12 protein-coding genes and 2 pseudogenes are annotated in these 17,721 nt (G+C 71.7%); 6 read left to right on the plus strand and 8 right to left on the minus strand.

Translation table 11 applies throughout. From position 1 onward, the window contains the following. Positions 1-188: pseudogene (locus AB0P24_RS43490) on the plus strand (2-oxoacid:ferredoxin oxidoreductase subunit beta); the annotation flags it as partial. 122 nt (positions 189-310) lie between these two features. Here AB0P24_RS43490 and AB0P24_RS43495 read toward each other — a convergent pair. Next, positions 311-1,492, minus strand: a complete 1,182-nt coding sequence (locus tag AB0P24_RS43495; protein WP_365804220.1) for a magnesium and cobalt transport protein CorA — start codon at positions 1,490-1,492, stop codon at positions 311-313. A gap of 226 nt (positions 1,493-1,718) precedes the next feature. On the opposite strand from AB0P24_RS43495, the pseudogene AB0P24_RS43500 reads away from it, so the two are divergent. Beyond that, positions 1,719-2,045: pseudogene (locus tag AB0P24_RS43500) on the plus strand (crosslink repair DNA glycosylase YcaQ family protein); the annotation flags it as partial. A gap of 197 nt (positions 2,046-2,242) precedes the next feature. Here the strand turns inward: AB0P24_RS43500 and AB0P24_RS43505 are convergent. The 3 genes from AB0P24_RS43505 to AB0P24_RS43515 all read right to left on the minus strand — a co-directional run bounded on the left by AB0P24_RS43505 (position 2,243) and on the right by AB0P24_RS43515 (position 7,032). Continuing rightward, positions 2,243-3,034 (minus strand): serine protease, encoded by a 792-nt coding sequence (locus AB0P24_RS43505; protein WP_365804222.1) that lies wholly within the window; start codon positions 3,032-3,034, stop codon positions 2,243-2,245. A 204-nt stretch (positions 3,035-3,238) separates the two neighbouring features. Further along, entirely contained in the window at positions 3,239-6,040 is a 2,802-nt protein-coding gene (locus AB0P24_RS43510; protein WP_365804225.1) for an AAA family ATPase, read from the minus strand. A gap of 155 nt (positions 6,041-6,195) precedes the next feature. Next, positions 6,196-7,032, minus strand: a complete 837-nt coding sequence (locus AB0P24_RS43515) for a helix-turn-helix transcriptional regulator (protein ID WP_365804227.1) — start codon at positions 7,030-7,032, stop codon at positions 6,196-6,198. A gap of 128 nt (positions 7,033-7,160) precedes the next feature. On the opposite strand from AB0P24_RS43515, the gene AB0P24_RS43520 reads away from it, so the two are divergent. Together AB0P24_RS43520 and AB0P24_RS43525 are read left to right on the plus strand one after the other, a co-directional pair. Next, positions 7,161-8,843, plus strand: coding sequence for an AMP-binding protein (locus tag AB0P24_RS43520; RefSeq protein ID WP_365804229.1), 1,683 nt, complete (start codon positions 7,161-7,163; stop codon positions 8,841-8,843). Next, the gene (locus AB0P24_RS43525) at positions 8,840-10,447 is read left to right on the plus strand and encodes an AMP-binding protein (protein ID WP_365804231.1); all 1,608 of its coding nucleotides are present in this window, start codon (positions 8,840-8,842) and stop codon (positions 10,445-10,447) included. Before AB0P24_RS43520 ends, AB0P24_RS43525 begins: the two co-directional genes overlap by 4 nt. A 119-nt stretch (positions 10,448-10,566) precedes the next feature. On the opposite strand, the gene AB0P24_RS43530 is transcribed toward AB0P24_RS43525, so the two are convergent. After that, the gene (locus AB0P24_RS43530; protein ID WP_365804233.1) at positions 10,567-11,238 is read right to left on the minus strand and encodes a hypothetical protein; all 672 of its coding nucleotides are present in this window, start codon (positions 11,236-11,238) and stop codon (positions 10,567-10,569) included. A gap of 207 nt (positions 11,239-11,445) precedes the next feature. Here AB0P24_RS43530 and gcl point away from each other — a divergent pair, with 207 nt between their 5' ends. Further along, positions 11,446-13,230: a glyoxylate carboligase gene (gcl, locus tag AB0P24_RS43535; protein WP_365804235.1), complete on the plus strand. Its 1,785-nt coding sequence runs from the start codon at positions 11,446-11,448 to the stop codon at positions 13,228-13,230. A 200-nt stretch (positions 13,231-13,430) separates the two neighbouring features. Here the strand turns inward: gcl and AB0P24_RS43540 are convergent, their stop codons facing one another. The 3 genes from AB0P24_RS43540 to AB0P24_RS43550 all read right to left on the minus strand — a co-directional run bounded on the left by AB0P24_RS43540 (position 13,431) and on the right by AB0P24_RS43550 (position 15,799). Continuing rightward, positions 13,431-13,673, minus strand: coding sequence for a hypothetical protein (locus AB0P24_RS43540; RefSeq protein WP_365804237.1), 243 nt, complete (start codon positions 13,671-13,673; stop codon positions 13,431-13,433). A 245-nt stretch (positions 13,674-13,918) separates the two neighbouring features. Further along, positions 13,919-14,809 (minus strand): 2-hydroxy-3-oxopropionate reductase, encoded by an 891-nt coding sequence (locus tag AB0P24_RS43545; protein WP_365804239.1) that lies wholly within the window; start codon positions 14,807-14,809, stop codon positions 13,919-13,921. Positions 14,810-14,941: 132 nt separating this feature from the next. Further along, positions 14,942-15,799 carry a TIM barrel protein gene (locus AB0P24_RS43550; RefSeq protein WP_365804241.1) on the minus strand — a complete coding sequence of 286 codons (858 nt, stop codon included), beginning with the start codon at positions 15,797-15,799 and terminating at the stop codon, positions 14,942-14,944. Between the two features lie 138 nt (positions 15,800-15,937). Here AB0P24_RS43550 and polX point away from each other — a divergent pair, with 138 nt between their 5' ends. After that, positions 15,938-17,677 (plus strand): DNA polymerase/3'-5' exonuclease PolX, encoded by a 1,740-nt coding sequence (polX, locus tag AB0P24_RS43555; protein WP_365804244.1) that lies wholly within the window; start codon positions 15,938-15,940, stop codon positions 17,675-17,677. Positions 17,678-17,721: the final 44 nt, after the last annotated feature.

Raw genomic sequence — 17,721 nt, forward strand, 5'->3', positions numbered from 1 at the left:
TCGCACTGTCCCGGCTGGCCGATCCGGACACCCTGCACCACACGCCCCTCGGCATCTTCCGCTCGGTCGAACGGCCCGTCTACGACGTGCAGATGACCGACCAACTCGACACCGCCGTCGAACAGGACGGCAAGGGCGACCTCGCCGCACTACTGGCCGGCAAAGGCGCCTGGACCGTCGCCGGCTGACGGTCGGGCTCCGCCGGCGGACCAACGGCCTTGCTGAACCTTGGGGCGTCAGCGCCACTGAGGCTCGCCGGACAGCCCTGGCTCCCGCGAGGCCCTGGCGCGGGCCCTCGCCGACCGGTTGCTCAGAGCCAGTCCTTCCGCTTGAAGATGAGGTACAAACTGGCGCATACGACCGCCATCAGGACGATGGCGAAGGGATATCCGAGCACCCAGTGCAACTCCGGCATCTCTCTGAAGTTCATGCCGTAGATCGTTCCGACCAGCGTCGGAGCGAACAGAATGGCCGCCCAAGAAGAGATCTTCTTGATCTCCTCGTTCTGTTCGAAGCCCGCCTCCGCCAACGCTCGCATCTCCGCGTTCTGTTGCTGGGTGACCAGGGTCGCGTTGACCGTGAGGATTTCGGTGAGGGCCTGGCGGAAGCCGTCCACGCGTTCGCTGATGTGGGTGACGTGGTCGGCGACGTCGCGGAGGTAGCGCTGGAGTTCCTCGTCGGTCTCGTACTTGGTGAAGCCGGCCATCAGGCCGTGCAGCATCCCGACGAGCGGGCGGGTCGCGCGCTGGAACTCGACCATCTCACGGGAGAGTTCGTAGATACGGCGGGACACCGAGGGGTCGCCGCGGAAGACCTCCGTCTCGATCTCGTCGATGTCGTTCTGCACGCCCTCGACGACCGGCGCGTAGCCGTCGACCACCGCGTCGAGTATCGCGTAGAGGACCGCCTCCGGACCGAGCTTGAGGAGGTCGGGGGAGCCCTCCATGCGATGGCGGACCGCCGAGAGGTCCGGGGCCGCGCCGTGCCGGACCGTGATCACGAAGTCGGGGCCGACGAACACGTGCAGCTCGGCGAAGTCGACCTCCTCCGGTGCGTCCAGGTAGCGGGCGGCCCGCAGGACCACGAAGAGCGTGTCGCCGTACCGTTCCAGCTTCGGGCGCTGGTGTGCCTCCATCGCGTCCTCGACCGCGAGCGGATGCAGGTCGAACTCGGCGGCCAGGGAGAGGAGTTCGTCCGAGGTGGGGCGGGCGAGCCCGATCCACGCCATGCCCGAGGGCGTGTCGCGCAGTTCGCGGTACGTCTCGGCGAGCGTCGCCGGCGTCGACACGCGCACCCCGTCGCTGTACAGCGCCGCCGCCACGGTGCTCGGCGGCTCGTCGGGCTCCGCGGCCGGGGAGGATACGGGCTCCGGCGGCCCGGCGGCGGCCTGCTCCGCCGGCAGGGCGCGGCGCCAGACCGACCTTCTGGCACCTCGGCTGTTCCTGCCGTTCGCGGAGTTCTTCGAGGCCGGGCTGGGGCGTCGCTCGGACATCGCGGCCGCCTCTCGGTGGAGCCTGCATCGGCGTGAGCTGTGTGATCCGCGTGGTTCGGGTGAGCCCGCGTGATCGGTGAGTCTCGTCGCAGGATATACGGGGCATACGGGTCCGGCGGAGGGAACAGAGGACGGGATTCGGTGAGAGACGCGGCCAGGGGGTGTCCGCGTTCGGCGTCGGCGTGCCCGGGATGACGAAGCAGCCCTTCGGTCCGGTCCGCGGCGGCGCGCCCTCAACCGCGCCACCCTCGGCCGTCAGCTCCTGCCGCGCCGCTCACCACGGTCGGCGGCGGAGGCCGTGGCCCACCTGGTCGGCCTGCAGGCGCAGAACGTCAGACCGCCGTACTACGCCCTCGCCGCCCGCCTCGACGGCTTCGTCCCCGAGCAGCTCTCCCAGCCGATGACCGACCGGGAGGTGGCCCGGACCGTCACCCTGCGGTCCACCCTCCACCCCCACACCGCCGCCGACGCGCTCACCCCGCGCCCGCTCGTGCAGCCCGCCCGGACCCGGGAGCTGACCGCCTTCCGCAAGGGCCTGGCCGGTGTCGACCTGGCCGGCGCGCCCCGCCCGGCCCGGCACCGCCACCGTCACGCCCAGGCCGATGGACATAGGGACCAGGCCGAGCAGCGGTGTCCGCCCGCGGGCGCGACAGCCGGGCCGGCGCATGGATAGGGGGCGCTGCGGGCTGCTCGTGGAAGCCCGCAACGCCCCCTGGTCACTCACCTGAGGGATGCTCAGGAGCCTTCTGGTTACGAGTTGACCTGCGCGGTCACCAGGTCCGAGAAGGTGGCCAGCCGGGTGTAGACACCCGGGTAACCGGCCTCCGCGCACCCCTCTCCCCAGGAAGTGATCCCTGCCAGGACGCCCCCGATGAGCAGGGGACCGCCGCTGTCGCCCTGGCAGGTGTCTGTGCCGCCGGACGTGTATCCGGCGCAAACCATGTCGGTCTGGACGAAGTCCGAACCGTAGGAGCTCTTGCAGCTGGAGTCGGACACGACCGGGACGGTCGCGGTCCGCAGCTGGTTGGAGGAGCTGCCGTTCTCCGAGGTGGTGCCCCAGCCCAGGATGCGGGCCGTGGTGCCGGCCGCGTACACGCTGGTCTGGGAGGAGGTCACGTACGACGCCGGGGTGTACGACATCGACGTCGACAGGGTCAGGACGGCCACGTCGTCGCCGTTGGTGGCGTCCGTGTAGTCCGGGTTGATCCAGATCTTGCTGACGCGGCTCACCGTGCCGTTGGTGCCGTTCAGGTACGTGCGGCCGCCGACCACGCGGACGCTGCTGGTGGACTCGCCCTCCATGCAGTGCGCGGCGGTCACCACCTTGGTGGCGGACACCAGGGTGCCCCCGCAGAACTGACTGCCGGACGCGTCCGTGATCTGCATCATGAACGGGTACGCGGTCGTGGTCGTCGTGGTACCGCCGACGACGGGCTGGGGGGCTGCTGACGCGGTGGGGGACGCGATCAGCGCGGTCGCCGCGGCGGCGGCGGTGGCCACCAGGGCTGCGGCGGTCTTTCTTGCGCGGTGGTGCCCGAACATGAGTCTCCTCAGTGGGGGTTGCCGGTGGGGGTCGCGCGGGTGTGGGGGGTGCAGCACGGGGGTCGCGGGACCGACCCCCGTATGCCCGGGCGAGCGGCACATCCATAAGCTAGGACCCGGAACCCCACCCTCCCAATGAGGGAACCCCCTAGGGGGATGGGGGAGGGAAAACCCTCGGTCCGCCTCAGTTAACCGGGAGCGCTCTCACTTCGCGCGCCGCCCCGCCGCCAAACGGACTATGTCCACGCGCGATCGGATGCCCAGCTTGCGGTAGACCCGGGTGAGCGTGGCCTCCACCGTCTTGACGCTGACGAACAGCCGGGCGGCGATCTCCCGGTTGGTGGCGCCCTCCATGACCAGCGCGGCGACCTGACGCTCCATCGCGGCCAGCCCGTCCAGGGCGTCCAGCGCGGCCGGTGCCTCGACCGGCGGCTCCGGTGCCGAGGCGGCGTCGGCCACCTGCCGCAGCCACGGCAGCGCCCGGCACCGCCTGAACAGCCGGGTGGCCTCGTCGAACGCCGTGGGGGAGCGCCTCTCGCACAGCACCGCCCGCGCGAACGCGGCCCGCGCCTCCTCCAGGCCGTAGCCCAGTTTGGCGAACCGGTCCTGAGCCGAGGTCAGCTGGGCCACGGCGGCCTCGTGCTCCCCGTGCGCCGCCCGGACCAGTGCCTCGGCCCGGTCGAGCGCGGCCAGCACACTCTCCCGGCCGAGCCTGAGCGCGTGCTGACGGGTGACGTCGATGACGTCCTGCGCCTCGGCGGGTTCACCCACCCGGACGAGTGCCTCGGCGAGGTCGCCCTGCCAGCGGCCGCGGGCCGGGTCGGTGATGCCGAGGCTCCGCTCCAGCTCCCGCACCCGGCGCAGCGAGCGGACGGTGCCCGCCGGGTCGCCGGCCACCAACTGGGCGTATCCGAGGGCGCCCAGGGCCCGCGACAGGTACATCGTGTCGCCGTCCTGCTCGGCGTGCTCCACCGCCTCCCGGGCCAGTGCCAGGCCCCGGTCCACGTCGCCGCCGGACGCCTCGGCCAGCGAGGTGAGCATCGCGGAGGCGGTCTCGCCGATCCCGGAGTCGTGGGCGAGGCGCAGGCCTTCCCGGGCCAGGTCGAGGGCCCGGCCGCAGTGCCCGGAGCGCAGTTCGGTCTCGGCGAGCCCGCGCAGGAAGTGCACCTCGCTCTCCACCTGCCCGCGCCGGCGCACCTCGCGCAGCAGCGCGGTGACCGTGGCCCGCGCCTCGGTCAGCTGGTCGCCCATCACCAGCCAGCGGAACCTGGCGCTGCCCGCCCCGTTGTGGTGGCAGGCCACGTTCGGGTCCTGCGGCTCCTTCAGGGCGCGTTTGATGGTGGCGGGCGCCCCCGGATGGCCCATCAGGGTCTCGACCTGGGCCTGGAGGGAGAGCGCGAGGAGTTCGGTGCGCCGGTCGCCGCCCTGCGCCGCGAGGTCCGCGGAGTGCGCCGCCGCCTGCCGGGCCTCGGTGAAGTCGCCGCCCACGATCAGTGCCCGCCAGGCCAGCTGGTAGTGGACCTTGCCGAGCAGCCGCGGGTCGTCACCGGCGTCGGCGAGGGCGTGCGGGAAGGCCGCGTCGACCTCGGTCATGGTGTGGCCGGCGGAGTCGATCACCAGGATCCAGGCCCGCACCCGGTCCGCCGGACGGGTGGCGTGGGTGAGCACCTCGCGGGCGATGTCCTGCGCGAGGTCGATCTCGCCGGCGCTGGTCGCGTCCTCGGCCGCCTGGAGCCGGCGCTCGACCGGGGTGGGCGTGTTGTCGGCGGGGGTGTGCCGGGCGGCGAGCAGGCCCATCTGCGCGGCCACCGAGGGAGCGCCCCGGTCCCGGGCCTCGGTCGCGGCCTCGGCGAGCCGGTCGGCGACCTCCGGGTCGGTGCCGGTGGTGGCCAGGGCCAGGTGCCGGGCCCGCTCGATCGGGTCGGAGGCGGCCGTGGACAGCGCCGCGTGCGCGGCCCGGCGTTCCTGCGCGGGCGCCTCCGCGTACAGCGCGGCGGAGATGAGCGGATGCGCGAAGCGTACGGCGGGACCCTCCGGCTCGGTGGCCAGCAGCCCGAGTTCGGCTGCCTGGGCGCACTCGGCCTCGGCGTTCTCCCGGCCGGCCGCGTGCAGCAGGGCCTGGGTGGGGCGGGCGCCGGCGCTGGCCACCAGCAGGGTGCGGCGGGCCTCGACGGAGAGCATGTCGAGGCGGCTGAGTACCAGCGCGCGCAGCGAGGTCGGCACCGGCAGCGGCTCGCCGGGGCGGGGCGGGGTCGGGTTCTCGGCGAGGGCGCGGCCGATCTCGAGGGCGAACAGCGGGTTGCCGCCGCTCGTGCGGTGGATCTCCCGGACCGTGGACCGGGTCAGTGCGGTGTGGCCGCGGTGGTCGAGGAGTTCGGAGACCTGATTGCGGTTGAGCGGGCCGAGGCGGACGGCGACGGTGTCCGGGGGTGACGCGCGTAGGTGACGGTCGTACTCCTGGCCCTCCGTGCGGACGGCGCTCAGCAGTTGGACCGGGGTGCCGCCGAGCCGGCGGGCGGCGAAGCCGAGGAGTTCGGCGCTGGCCGGATCCAGCCACTGGAGGTCGTCGGCGACGATCAGTACGGGCCCCTCGGCGGCCAGCGCGCGCAGCGCGGACAGCACCGCGAGGCGCAGCGCGAGTCCGTCGCGCTGGAGGGTCGACTCGCCGCGGCCGGTGAGCGCCGACTCCAGGGCGGTGCGCTGGGCGCCGGGCAGGTGGGCGGAGACGTCGTCGAGGACCAGACCGAAGAGGTCGGCGAGGGCGAGGAAGGGAAGATGGGATTCGGACTCGGTGGCCGAGCAGCGCAGGACGGTGCGGGCCGTGCCGGCGTATTCCGCGTCCAGTGCCCGCAGGACGGTCGATTTCCCAATTCCGGCCGGCCCGTGCAGGAGGACGCTGCCGCCCGAGGCGAGCTGCTCCCGGGCGGCCGCGACCAGCTCCGCCCGGCCGATGACCAGGTCGGGGCGGCATCTGGCAGGCTCCTGGAAGTCCCGTCGCACGGTCACCGCTCCCCTCGTGTGTCGTGTCCAAACCAAATTCTAGGCAATGAACCCCGAAATCCGGCCGAACGCCATGGTGAGGGAAATAACAGCGGCTTGGCATATAGCAATTCACAGCGTGTCCGCATGAATGGAATGGGTCCCCTCCGGCTGTGGTCCGGCTATGGCAACAACCCCGTCCGACGAGCCGCCGACACCGCCTCCCCCCGGGTGTGCGCGCCCAGTTTCCGCATCGCCGAGCGCAGATAGCCCTTGACCGTCTCGGGCCGCAGTCCCAGCCGCTCGGCCACCGCCGCGTTGGTCGCCCCGGCCGCCACCCACGCCAGCACATCCAGTTCACGTGGCGACAGAGCAGTCTCGGCCACCGGTACCGGGGCGGCGGTCAGCAGCCCGCAGGCGGCGACGAGCTCGGCACGCAGCTCCGGGTCGCTGATCCGCGGCGCCAGCGCCCGCAGCGCGGCGTGCGCCTCCCGCACCTGCTCCCAGGCGGCCCCCTGATCCGGTACGACGGCCGGTTCCGGCCGCGCCGCCGCCAGCAGCCCCCTGGCCTCGTCCTGCACGACCAGCGCCTGCTCCACGTCCCGGGCCGCCGCCACCGCCGCGCCCAGCGTGCGGTCGCCCAGCGGCTGGGCGGAGCGCAGCGCACCGTACAGCACGCCCCGCACCCGGCGCCGTACCACCACCGGCACCGCCAGCACCGAGCGGATGCCCTCGGCCGCCACCGGGATGTCGTACTCGTGGCTGATCTGCCGGGAAACCGAGTAGTCGGTGACCGCGCACGGACGGGCCAGCGCCACCGCCTTGCCGCCCAGGCCGTTACCCGAGGTGACCGCGAGCGAACGCAGCGCCGCCGTGGTGGTGCCGGTCAGCTCACTTATCCGCACCTGCGTCCGGCCCGGCTCGACGAGCCCGCCGAAGGCGATCGGGAGCCCGGTGGTGCGCCGGAGCCTGGACAGCGCACCGTGTATCTCCACCGCCCCCGCGACCTCTGCTGCCACCTGTCCTGCCCCTTCGACCCCGGCCTTGCGCTGTTCACACCCCCGTTCGGGGGTAGTGAGACCTGCATCACGGATTACACGATGCCAGAGAGCCGCCCGGCAATGGTCCGGTACCGAAGGAGACGCGTATGACGAGTGCGACGGAGGACTTCCGCAGGGCACGGGACTTCCTGCTGGAACACCGTACGGACTACGCCACCGCCTATGAGGGTTTCGTGTGGCCGCGTCCGGACCACTTCAACTGGGCGCTGGACTGGTTCGACGTCATCGCCGAGGGCAACGAACGCACCGCGCTGCACATCGTCGAGGAGGACGGCGCCGAGACGAGGCTGTCCTTCGCGGAGCTGTCCGAGCGCTCCGACCGGGTGGCCAACCACCTGCGCGCGCGGGGCGTCGAGCCGGAGGACCGCATCCTCGTGATGCTCGGCAACCAGGCCGAGCTGTGGGAGACCGCGCTGGCCGCGATGAAGCTGCGTGCCGTCGTCATCCCGGCGACCCCGCTGCTCGGCCCGGCCGACCTGCGCGACCGCGTCGACCGGGGCCGGGTGAAGCACGTGATCGTGCGGGCCGAGGACGCGGCCAAGTTCGCCGACGTGCCGGGTGCCTACACCCGGATCGCGGTGGGCGGGCTGCCGCCGTCGGAGGCGGGGGCCTGGGAGCCGTACGAGGACGCGTACACCGCCTCGCGCGGCTTCGTGCCCGACGGGCCCACCCTGGCCGACGACCCGCTGATGCTCTACTTCACCTCGGGCACCACCGCCCGCCCCAAGCTGGTCGAGCACACCCACACCTCGTACCCGATCGGGCACCTGGCGACCATGTACTGGATCGGTCTCAAGCCCGGTGACGTGCACCTGAACATCTCGTCGCCCGGCTGGGCGAAGCACGCCTGGTCGAACCTGTTCGCGCCGTGGAACGCGGAGGCGACGGTCTTCATCCACAACTACTCGCGTTTCGAGGCGGGCCGGCTGCTGGCGGAGATGGACCGGCACGGGGTGACCTCCTTCTGCGCTCCGCCGACGGTGTGGCGGATGCTCATCCAGGCCGACCTGACCCAGTTGCGTACCCCGCCTCGTGAGGTGGTGGCGGCGGGTGAGCCGCTCAATCCCGAGGTGATCGAGCAGGTGCGGCGGGCGTGGGGGGTGAGCATCCGCGACGGGTTCGGGCAGACGGAGACGGCGGTGCAGGTCTCCAACAGTCCCGGGCAGCGGTTGAAGACGGGGTCGATGGGCCGTCCGAGCCCGGGGTACAAGGTGGAGCTGCTGGACCCGGTGTCGGGGGCGCCGGGCGCGGCGGAGGGCGAGATCGCGCTGGATCTGGCGGCGCGGCCGGTGGGTCTGATGACCGGTTACCACGGGGACGCGGACCGTACGGCGGAGGCGATGGCCGGGGGCTACTACCGCACCGGGGACATCGGCTCGCGGGACGCCGACGGGTACATCACGTATGTCGGCCGCGCGGATGACGTGTTCAAGGCGTCGGACTACAAGATCAGCCCGTTCGAGCTGGAGAGTGCGCTGCTGGAGCACGAGGCGGTGGCCGAGGCGGCTGTCGTGCCGGCGCCGGACGAGGTGCGGCTGGCGGTGCCGAAGGCGTACGTGGTGCTGGCGGCGGGCTGGGAGCCGGGTCCGGACACGGCGAAGGTGCTCTTCGAGCACTCGCGCCAGGTTCTCGCGCCGTACAAGCGGGTGCGGCGTCTGGAGTTCGCGGCGCTGCCCAAGACGGTGTCGGGGAAGATCCGGCGGATCGAGCTGCGCGAGGCCACGGCCGCAGGCTCGGCCGACGAGTACCGCGAGGAGGACTTCCGGTGAGCTCGTCGTACACGCACGGCACGAGCGGCACCACGCTGCTCGGCGACACCATCGGGGCCAACCTGGACCGGGCCGTCGCGGCCTGGCCGGACCGCGAGGCGCTGGTGGACGTGGAGACCGGTAGGCGCTGGACGTACGCCCGGTTCGCCGCCGACGTCGACCAGTTGGCATACGCGCTGCTGGCGAGCGGGGTCGCCAAGGGCGACCGGGTGGGCATCTGGGCGGTCAACTGCGCCGAGTGGGTGCTGGTGCAGTACGCCACCGCCCGGATCGGCGCGATCATGGTCAACATCAACCCGGCCTACCGGACCCACGAGGTCGAGTACGTCCTCAACCAGGCGGGGATCTCCCTGCTGTTCGCCTCGCTCCGCCACAAGACCAGCGACTACCGGGCGATGGTGGAGGAAGTGCGCGGCAGATGCCCCGAGTTGCGGGAGACCGTGTACATCGGGGACCCGAGCTGGGAGGCGCTCACCGCGCGCGGAACGGCCGATCGCGGCGCCGAACTTGCCGCCCGCGCAGCCGAGTTGTCCTGCGACGACCCCATCAACATCCAGTACACCTCGGGTACGACCGGCTTCCCGAAGGGCGCCACGCTCTCCCACCACAACATCCTCAACAACGGCTACTTCGTGGGGGAGCTGGTCGCCTACACCGAGCAGGACCGGATCTGCCTCCCGGTGCCCTTCTACCACTGCTTCGGCATGGTGATGGGCAACCTGGCCGCCACCTCGCACGGCGCCTGCATGGTGATCCCGGCCCCGTCCTTCGAGCCGAAGGCCACCCTGGAGGCGGTCCAGGGGGAGCGCTGCACCTCGCTGTACGGCGTTCCGACCATGTTCATCGCGGAGCTGAACCTGCCGGACTTCGCCTCCTACGACCTCTCCACGCTGCGCACCGGCATCATGGCGGGCTCGCCCTGCCCGGTCGAGGTGATGAAGCGGGTGGTCGCCGAGATGCACATGGCGGAGGTCTCCATCTGCTACGGCATGACCGAGACGTCCCCGGTCTCGCTCCAGACCCGGATCGAGGACGACCTGGAACACCGCACCGGCACCGTCGGCCGGGTGCTGCCGCACCTGGAGGTCAAGGTCGTCGACCCGGCCACCGGGGTCACCCAACCCCGGGGCACGACAGGTGAGTTGTGCACCCGCGGCTACAGCGTGATGCTCGGCTACTGGGACGAGCCCGAGAAGACGGCGGAGGTCATCGACCCCGGGCGCTGGATGCACACCGGCGACCTGGCGATGATGCGTGACGACGGGTACGTCGAGATCGTCGGCCGCATCAAGGACATGATCATCAGGGGCGGCGAGAACATCTACCCGCGCGAGATCGAGGAGTTCCTCTACGGCCACCCCAAGGTCCGGGACGTCCAGGTGGTCGGCGTACCGCACGAGAGGTACGGCGAGGAGGTCCTGGCCTGCGTCATCCCGCACGACCCGGCCGCCCCGCCGACCCTGGAGGAACTCCGCGCCTTCTGCGCGGGCCGCCTGGCCCACTACAAGGTCCCGAGCCGCATCCGGATCCTGGAGGCCTTCCCCATGACGGTCTCGGGCAAGGTCCGCAAGATCGAACTGAGGGAGCAGTACACCGCCCCGTAAGGGTCAGCGCCCCGTCGGAGGCGCGCCCCGTCGACGGCGCGCCCCAACGGGGCGCGGGGCCGTGTCGGTGTGCGGCTCCGCCGCGTGGGCGCGACCAGCCCCACCGGGCCGGCAGCCGGTCACCCACCTGCGGCATGCAGCTCATCCGCGGGCCCGTTGACCGGCTGCGGCGCCCCCGCAAGGTCCAGGACGAACAACGGCACCCCCAACGTGTCGGCCCGCTCACGCGCATCCTCGGCGTACCCCGCAAGGGAGAAGTACACGCACCCCGAGTCCTCCGTCATCGCCGTCAGCCACAGGCACTCCACGTCCCGCCGCGAGGCCGGCTGCAGGGCCGGGTCCACCCGGGCCACGAGCCCCCGCGCGGCCAGGCCGACGCCGGACGGCGGCCGCTGGTCGGCGCGCCGTATGTCCCGGTAGCCGAGCCAGCGCAGATAGACCGCGGCCGCGGCGACCGCGTCCCGGGCGGTGCGGATCGTCACGGGCTGGAAGGCGGGCCGGGGCTCGGGGGCCGGCGGGGGCGCGGACACGGTGCCGGCGACCGCGATGCGCAGCACCGCCCCGCACGGGCAGCCCAGCTCCGGCTGCGGCCACTGGTTCCGGCGGCCGCAGGAGCCGCAGTTCACCGTCACCCAGTCCGCGTCCCAGGCGCGGTGCGCGACCGGCGTCGGCTCGGCCGCGCCGTCGAGACTCGGGGTGACCGGCGCGCCGCAGGCGCAGGGGTAGGACGGCGCGGTGTAGACGTGCTCGCGCCGGCAGGCCGGACAGCGCACCGGCACGCTCTCGGACATGGCCCCACCTCAGGCGTCGCGTCGGTTCAGCCGTCCCATGGTGCTCCCGTCGGGACCCGGTTGTCCCTCCCTTGACGACGTTCGTCCCCGCACCTACATTACTTTCAGATAGCAGAAATTAATTTCCACAATGTGGAAATCTAGGACTGTGCTCACCGCGGGGCGCGACGGGAGCAGGCATCCGACAGCCGAAAGCAGGAGTTCTCGATGGCTCGTATGACCGCTGCCCGCGCGGCAGTTGAGATCCTCAGGCGCGAGGGCGTCACCGACGCGTTCGGTGTTCCGGGCGCGGCGATCAACCCCTTCTACGCGGCGCTCAAGGCCTCCGGCGGCATCCGGCACACCCTCGCCCGCCACGTCGAGGGCGCCTCCCACATGGCCGAGGGGTACACCCGTGCCCGTCCCGGCAACATCGGCGTCTGCGTCGGCACGTCCGGGCCGGCCGGCACCGACATGATCACCGGCCTGTACTCGGCCACGGGCGACTCCGTCCCGATCCTCTGCATCACCGGCCAGGCCCCCACCGCGGTGATCCACAAGGAGGACTTCCAGGCCGTCGACATCGCCTCGATCGCGAGGCCGGTCACGAAGATGGCGGTCACCGTGCTGGAGGCCGCCCAGGTGCCGGGCGTCTTCCAGCAGGCCTTCCACCTCATGCGCTCCGGCCGCCCCGGACCGGTCCTGATCGACCTGCCGATCGACGTGCAGCTCACCGAGATCGAGTTCGACCCCGGGACGTACGAGCCCCTGCCCGTCTACAAGCCGGCCGCCACCCGTGCCCAGATCCAGAAGGCGATCGCGATGCTGAACGCGTCCGAGCGCCCGCTGATCGTCGCCGGCGGCGGGGTCATCAACGCGGATGCCGCCGAACTCCTCGTCCAATTCGCCGAGTTGACCGGCACTCCGGTCGTTCCGACGCTGATGGGCTGGGGCGTGCTCCCCGACGACCACGAGCTGAACGCCGGCATGGTGGGCCTGCAGACCTCGCACCGCTACGGCAACGCGACGTTCCTGGAGTCCGACTTCGTCCTCGGCATCGGCAACCGCTGGGCCAACCGCCACACCGGCAGGCTGGACGTCTACACGGCCGGCCGCACCTTCGTCCACGTCGACATCGAGCCCACCCAGATCGGCAGGATCTTCGCTCCCGACTACGGCATCGCGTCCGACGCCAAGGCGGCCCTGGAGCTTTTCGTCGAGGTGGCACTGGAGTTGAAGGCGACCGGCGGGCTGCCCGACCGCTCCGCCTGGGCGGCCGCCGCACAGGAGAAGAAGGCGACCCTCCAGCGCCGTACGCACTTCGACGACATCCCGATCAAGCCGCAGCGCGTCTACGAGGAGATGAACAAGGCCTTCGGCCCTCAGACCCGGTACGTCTCCACCATCGGCCTCTCGCAGATCGCCGGTGCCCAGATGCTGCACGTCTTCAAGCCCCGGCACTGGATCAACTGCGGCCAGGCGGGCCCCCTCGGCTGGACGATCCCGGCCGCGCTCGGCGTCGCCAGGGCCGACCCGGAGGCCTCCGTCGTCGCCCTCTCCGGCGACTACGACTTCCAGTTCATGCTGGAGGAGTTGGCGGTGGGCGCGCAGCACAAGATCCCCTACATCCACGTCCTCGTCAACAACTCCTACCTGGGCCTGATCCGTCAGGCGCAGCGGGCGTTCGACATCGACTTCCAGGTCAAGCTGGAGTTCGAGAACATCAACTCGCCGGAGCTGGGCGTCTACGGCGTCGACCACGTCAAGGTGGCCGAGGGCCTGGGGTGCAGGGCGATCCGGGTGACGGACCCGGCGGAGCTGGGCGCGGCCTTCGAGCAGGCCAGGAAGCTTGCCGCCGAGCACCAGGTGCCGGTCGTCGTGGAGGCGATCCTGGAGCGCGTCACCGACATCTCCATGTCGACCACCAACGACATCTCCGCCGTCGTCGAGTTCGAGGAGATCGCGACCGAGCCGGGGCACGCCCCGACCTCGATCAGGACGCTGAAGGTCTGAGCCGGCGCAGACAGAAGCGGGCGGTCCGTCGCGTGGGCCGGACCGCCCGCTTTCGTGTTGTCGACGACCCGGTGCCCGCCGCCCCCGTGCCGGCGGGCACCGAGTGACCTGAATATGCCCGTTGACCGGGGAAGTTGAAGCATGTTGAACACAGTTCAGAGCTTTATTTGAGGATCGGACGGTGTGTTCGTCCCGGTCCATCAGCTTTCGGGATGCTCGGTCAGCCCCGGCCAGTCGTCCGGGCCGCCGCCCTGCCACTCGATGAGGTCGCTCTCCTCGACCTCGATCTGGTCCAGGTCGGCCATCCGCAGGATCTCGATCACGTCGTCGAGATGGGAGGCGATGCCGAGGGTCACGTCGCCCTCGGTGACGCGGCGGGAGCCGTCCAGGGCCGGCGCGTGCACGACGATGTGCGGGAACTCCGTCGGTGGCTGTGCAGTCATGCCTCAAGGCTCCTGCGGCGGGGGCGAAAACGCACGCCGAAGCGCCGGACGGGGTTCAGGGGGCGCGGCCGGGACCGCGGCGGGTGCGACGGAGCGGGGCGGCCGTTCCCCTCGCCGGGACGGGCTGCGCCCGGCAGTCGCGGGCCGTCGGTGTCAGAACCCGTCGTGGTGATTCCGGGTCGCGGCGCCGCCTGGGCGCGACAGGACAGGTGTCCCTGGCGCCGCGACCCGGAAGTCCCGGCGTGTCAGACCTGGGCGCCCGACAGGCGCTCCACCGCGCGCAGCAGCGCCGAGTGGTCCAGGCCGCCGTCGCCCTGCGCGCGCAGGGAGGCGACCAGTTGCGCCACCACGGCACCGACGGGCAGCGCGGCGCCGACGTCGCGGGCCGCGTCCGTGACGATGCCCATGTCCTTGTGGTGCAGGTCGACGCGGAAGCCCGGCCTGAAGTCGCGGTTCAGGAAGTTGGCCTTCTTCCGCGTCAGCACGGTCGAGCCGGCCAGGCCGCCGTTCAGCACGTCCAGCGCGGCGGCCAGGTCCACGCCGGACTTCTCCAGGAAGACCACGGCCTCGGCGCACGCCTGGATGTTCACGGCGACGATCAGCTGGTTCGCGGCCTTCACGGTCTGGCCGGAGCCGTGCGGACCGCACAGCACGACGGTCCTGCCCAGCGCCTCGAAGATCGGCTTCGCGGTGTCGAAGTCGGCCTGCTCGCCGCCGACCATGACGGACAGCACGGCCTCGACCGCCCCGGCCTCACCGCCGGAGACGGGCGCGTCGAGCACCCGGATGCCCTTCTCCTCGGCCGCCTTCGCCAGGTCGACGGAGGTCTGCGGGGTGATGGACGACATGTCGATGAGGAGCGCGCCGGACCTGGCGTTCTCCAGGATGCCGCCGGGGCCGTACGCGATGGCCTCGACCTGCGGCGACGCGGGCACCATCGTGATGACCACGTCGGCGTCCCGTACGGCCTCGGCGATCGAGGCGGCCACGGTGCCGCCGGCGGCGGCCAGCCGGTCCAGCTTCTCCTGCTCCAGGGTGAAGCCGGTGACGTCGTAACCCGCCTTGATCAGGTTCTCGGACATGGGGGAGCCCATGATGCCGAGACCTATCCAGGCGATCTTGGGGAGGGTGCTCATGGAGGGTGCCTCTCTGACTGCTGTGACAGGGCCGCTGCTCGGCGGGCGTCGGCGAAAGCAGCCCGGCGTTTGAGGACGAGGCCGAAGGCCGAAGCGGGGGTCTGGGGGCGGCAGCCCCCAGGGGCGGTCACGTCAACGGGCGGCGCGCTGTTCTGCCGGCAGCCAGCCGAAGGCGTCCGCGCCCGGGCGGTCGCCCGCCTTGTACTCCAGGCCCACCCAGCCGTCGTACCCGGCCTTCCGCAACCCGTCGAGGAGGTCTGCCAGCGGCAGCGACCCCGTGCCCGGGGCGCCGCGCCCTGGGTTGTCGGCGATCTGGACGTGGCCGGTCTTCGGCGTGTACCGCTCGATCACCGACGGCAGGTCCTCGCCGTTCATGGACAGGTGGTAGAGGTCCATGAGGAAGCGCGCGTTGCCCAGTCCGGTGGCCGCGTTGACCCTGTCGACGACCTCGACGGCGGCCGGGGCCGACACCAGCGGGTACCGCGGCGACTCGGGCTCGTTGAGCGCCTCGATCAGCAGTACCGCGCCGATCCGGTCGGCCGCGCGCGCCGCGAGCGCCAGGTTCTCAAGCGCCAGCGCGTCCTGCTCGGCCGGGTCCACGCCGTCGACGCGGTTGCCGTACAGGGCGTTGAGCGCCGTGCAGCCGAGCGACTCGGCGAAGCCGGCGGCCACCTCGATGTTGGCGCGGAACCTCTCCGACTCCGCGCCCGGGACGGACAGGGCGCCCCGGTCGGGGCCGGGAAGCTGACCGGCGTAGAAGTTCAGGCCCGTGAGCCGGACGCCCGCGTCCTCGACCGCCTTCTTCAGCGCGCCGAGCGCGGATGGTTCGGGTGTGGGGGAGTCGGCCCAGGGCCACCACAGCTCGACCGCCGAGAAGCCGGCCGCGGCGGCGGCCGCCGGGCGCTCCAGGAGCGGGAGTTCCGTGAAGAGGATCGACAGGTTGACGCTGAAGCGCTGCTCTGCGGCTGTGCTCGGTTCAGGACCTGGCATGGGGGTCGGCGCTCCCTTCCGCTGACTGGCCATGGATTCCGTATTGCGGAATTCTCTTTCTGCTTAATGGAAGACTGCCTGTCGCCGGGGAGAAGTGTCAAGAGTGCCCGCGCGAAACCCGCGCCCTAACCTGGAGGCGTGGCCCGTTCCAACGACGAGGTCGCCGCGCTGTTCCAGGAGTACGCGGACCTCATCTCGATCACCGGCGGCGACGCCTTCAAGGCGCGTGTCTACGAGAAGGCCGCCCGGTCCGTCGGCGGCCACCACGCCGATGTCTCCACGCTCGACCTCAAGGGGCTCCAGGACATCCCGAACGTCGGGAAGTCGATCGCCCGGAAGGTCCTCGAATACCTCGACAGCGGCAGCGTGTCCGCCGTCGACGAGCTGCGCGCGAAGATCCCCGCCGGGGTCCGCCGGCTGACGGCCGTCCCCACCCTCGGTCCGAAGAAGGCGATGGCGGTCTACGAGGAGCTGGGCATCTCCTCCGTCGAGGAACTCGCCGACGCCATCCACCAGGAGCGGCTGCGCGACCTCAAGGGCTTCGGGCCGAAGACCGAGGAGAACATCCTGCACGGCATCGAGCTGCTCCGGTCCGCCGGCGGCCGGGTCCGGCTCGACCTGGCCCTGGATCTCGCGGAGAGCGTCGTCGGCACCCTGTCCGCGGTGACCGGCTGCGAGCGGTGCGCGTACGCCGGATCACTGCGCCGGATGCGGGAGACCATCGGCGACATCGACATCCTCGCGGCGGCGAAGAAGTCGGCGCCGGTCATGAAGGCGTTCACCGAGCTGCCGTACGTCACCGAGGTCATCGGGCAGGGCGGCACCAAGACGTCCGTGCGCACCAGCAAGGGCCTCAACGTCGACCTGCGGGTCGTACCGCCGGACTCCTGGGGCGCGGCCCTGCAGTACTTCACCGGCTCGAAGGCCCACAACATCCGCATCCGCGAACGGGCCGTGTACCAGAAGCTCAAGCTCTCCGAGTACGGCCTCTTCGACGTCGAGAGCGGCGAGAAGATCGTCTCCGAGACCGAGGAGGAGGTGTACGCCCGGCTCGGCCTGCCCTGGATCCCGCCGACGCTGCGCGAGGACCGCGGCGAGATCGAGGCCGGGCTGCGCGGCGAACTGCCCGCCCTGGTCACCGAGGCCGACCTGCGGGGCGACCTGCACACCCACACCGACCTCACGGACGGGCTGGCCCCGCTGGAGGAGATGGCCGAGGCCGCCGCCCGGCGCGGTTACGCCTACTACGCGATCACCGACCACGCGCCCGACATGGCCATGCAGCGCATGACCGACGAGCGGATGCTGGCCCAGCGGGAGCGGGTGCGCGAACTCGACGGCACCTACCCCACCAAGGGCCGGCGCGGCGGCCTGCGGCTGCTGCACGGCACCGAGTTGAACATCGGCCCGGAGGGCGGGGTGGACTGGCCGGAAGACTTCCTCGCCGGCTTCGACCTCTGCGTGGCCTCGGTGCACTCGCACTTCAGCCAGAGCCGCGAAGCCCTGACCCGGCGGCTCGTGAGAGCCTGCGAGAACCCGTACGTGAACATCATCGGCCATCCCACCACCCGCCTCATCGGCAAGCGGCCCGGCCTCGACGCCGACCTCGACGCGGTCTTCGCCGCCTGCGCCCGTACCGGCACGGCCCTGGAGGTCAACGCCCACCCGGACCGCCTCGACCTGCGCGACGAGGACATCCTGCGGGCCCGCCGGAACGGCGTGAAGTTCGCCGTGAACAGCGACGCCCACGCCGTCCCGCACCTCGCCACCATGCGCTACGGCATCGGCACCGCACAGCGCGGCTGGCTCACCGGCGACGACGTGATCAACACCTGGCCGGAGCGCCGGCTGCGGGCCTTTCTGCGCAAGGCCGGGTGAGCCCCGCACCCCGCTCGCGTGGCGGCGCAGGGGTGCCCTGGTCC

Origin of the sequence: Streptomyces sp. NPDC086519, from assembly GCF_040686075.1 — a bacterium.
Lineage (GTDB): Bacteria > Actinomycetota > Actinomycetes > Streptomycetales > Streptomycetaceae > Streptomyces > Streptomyces shenzhenensis.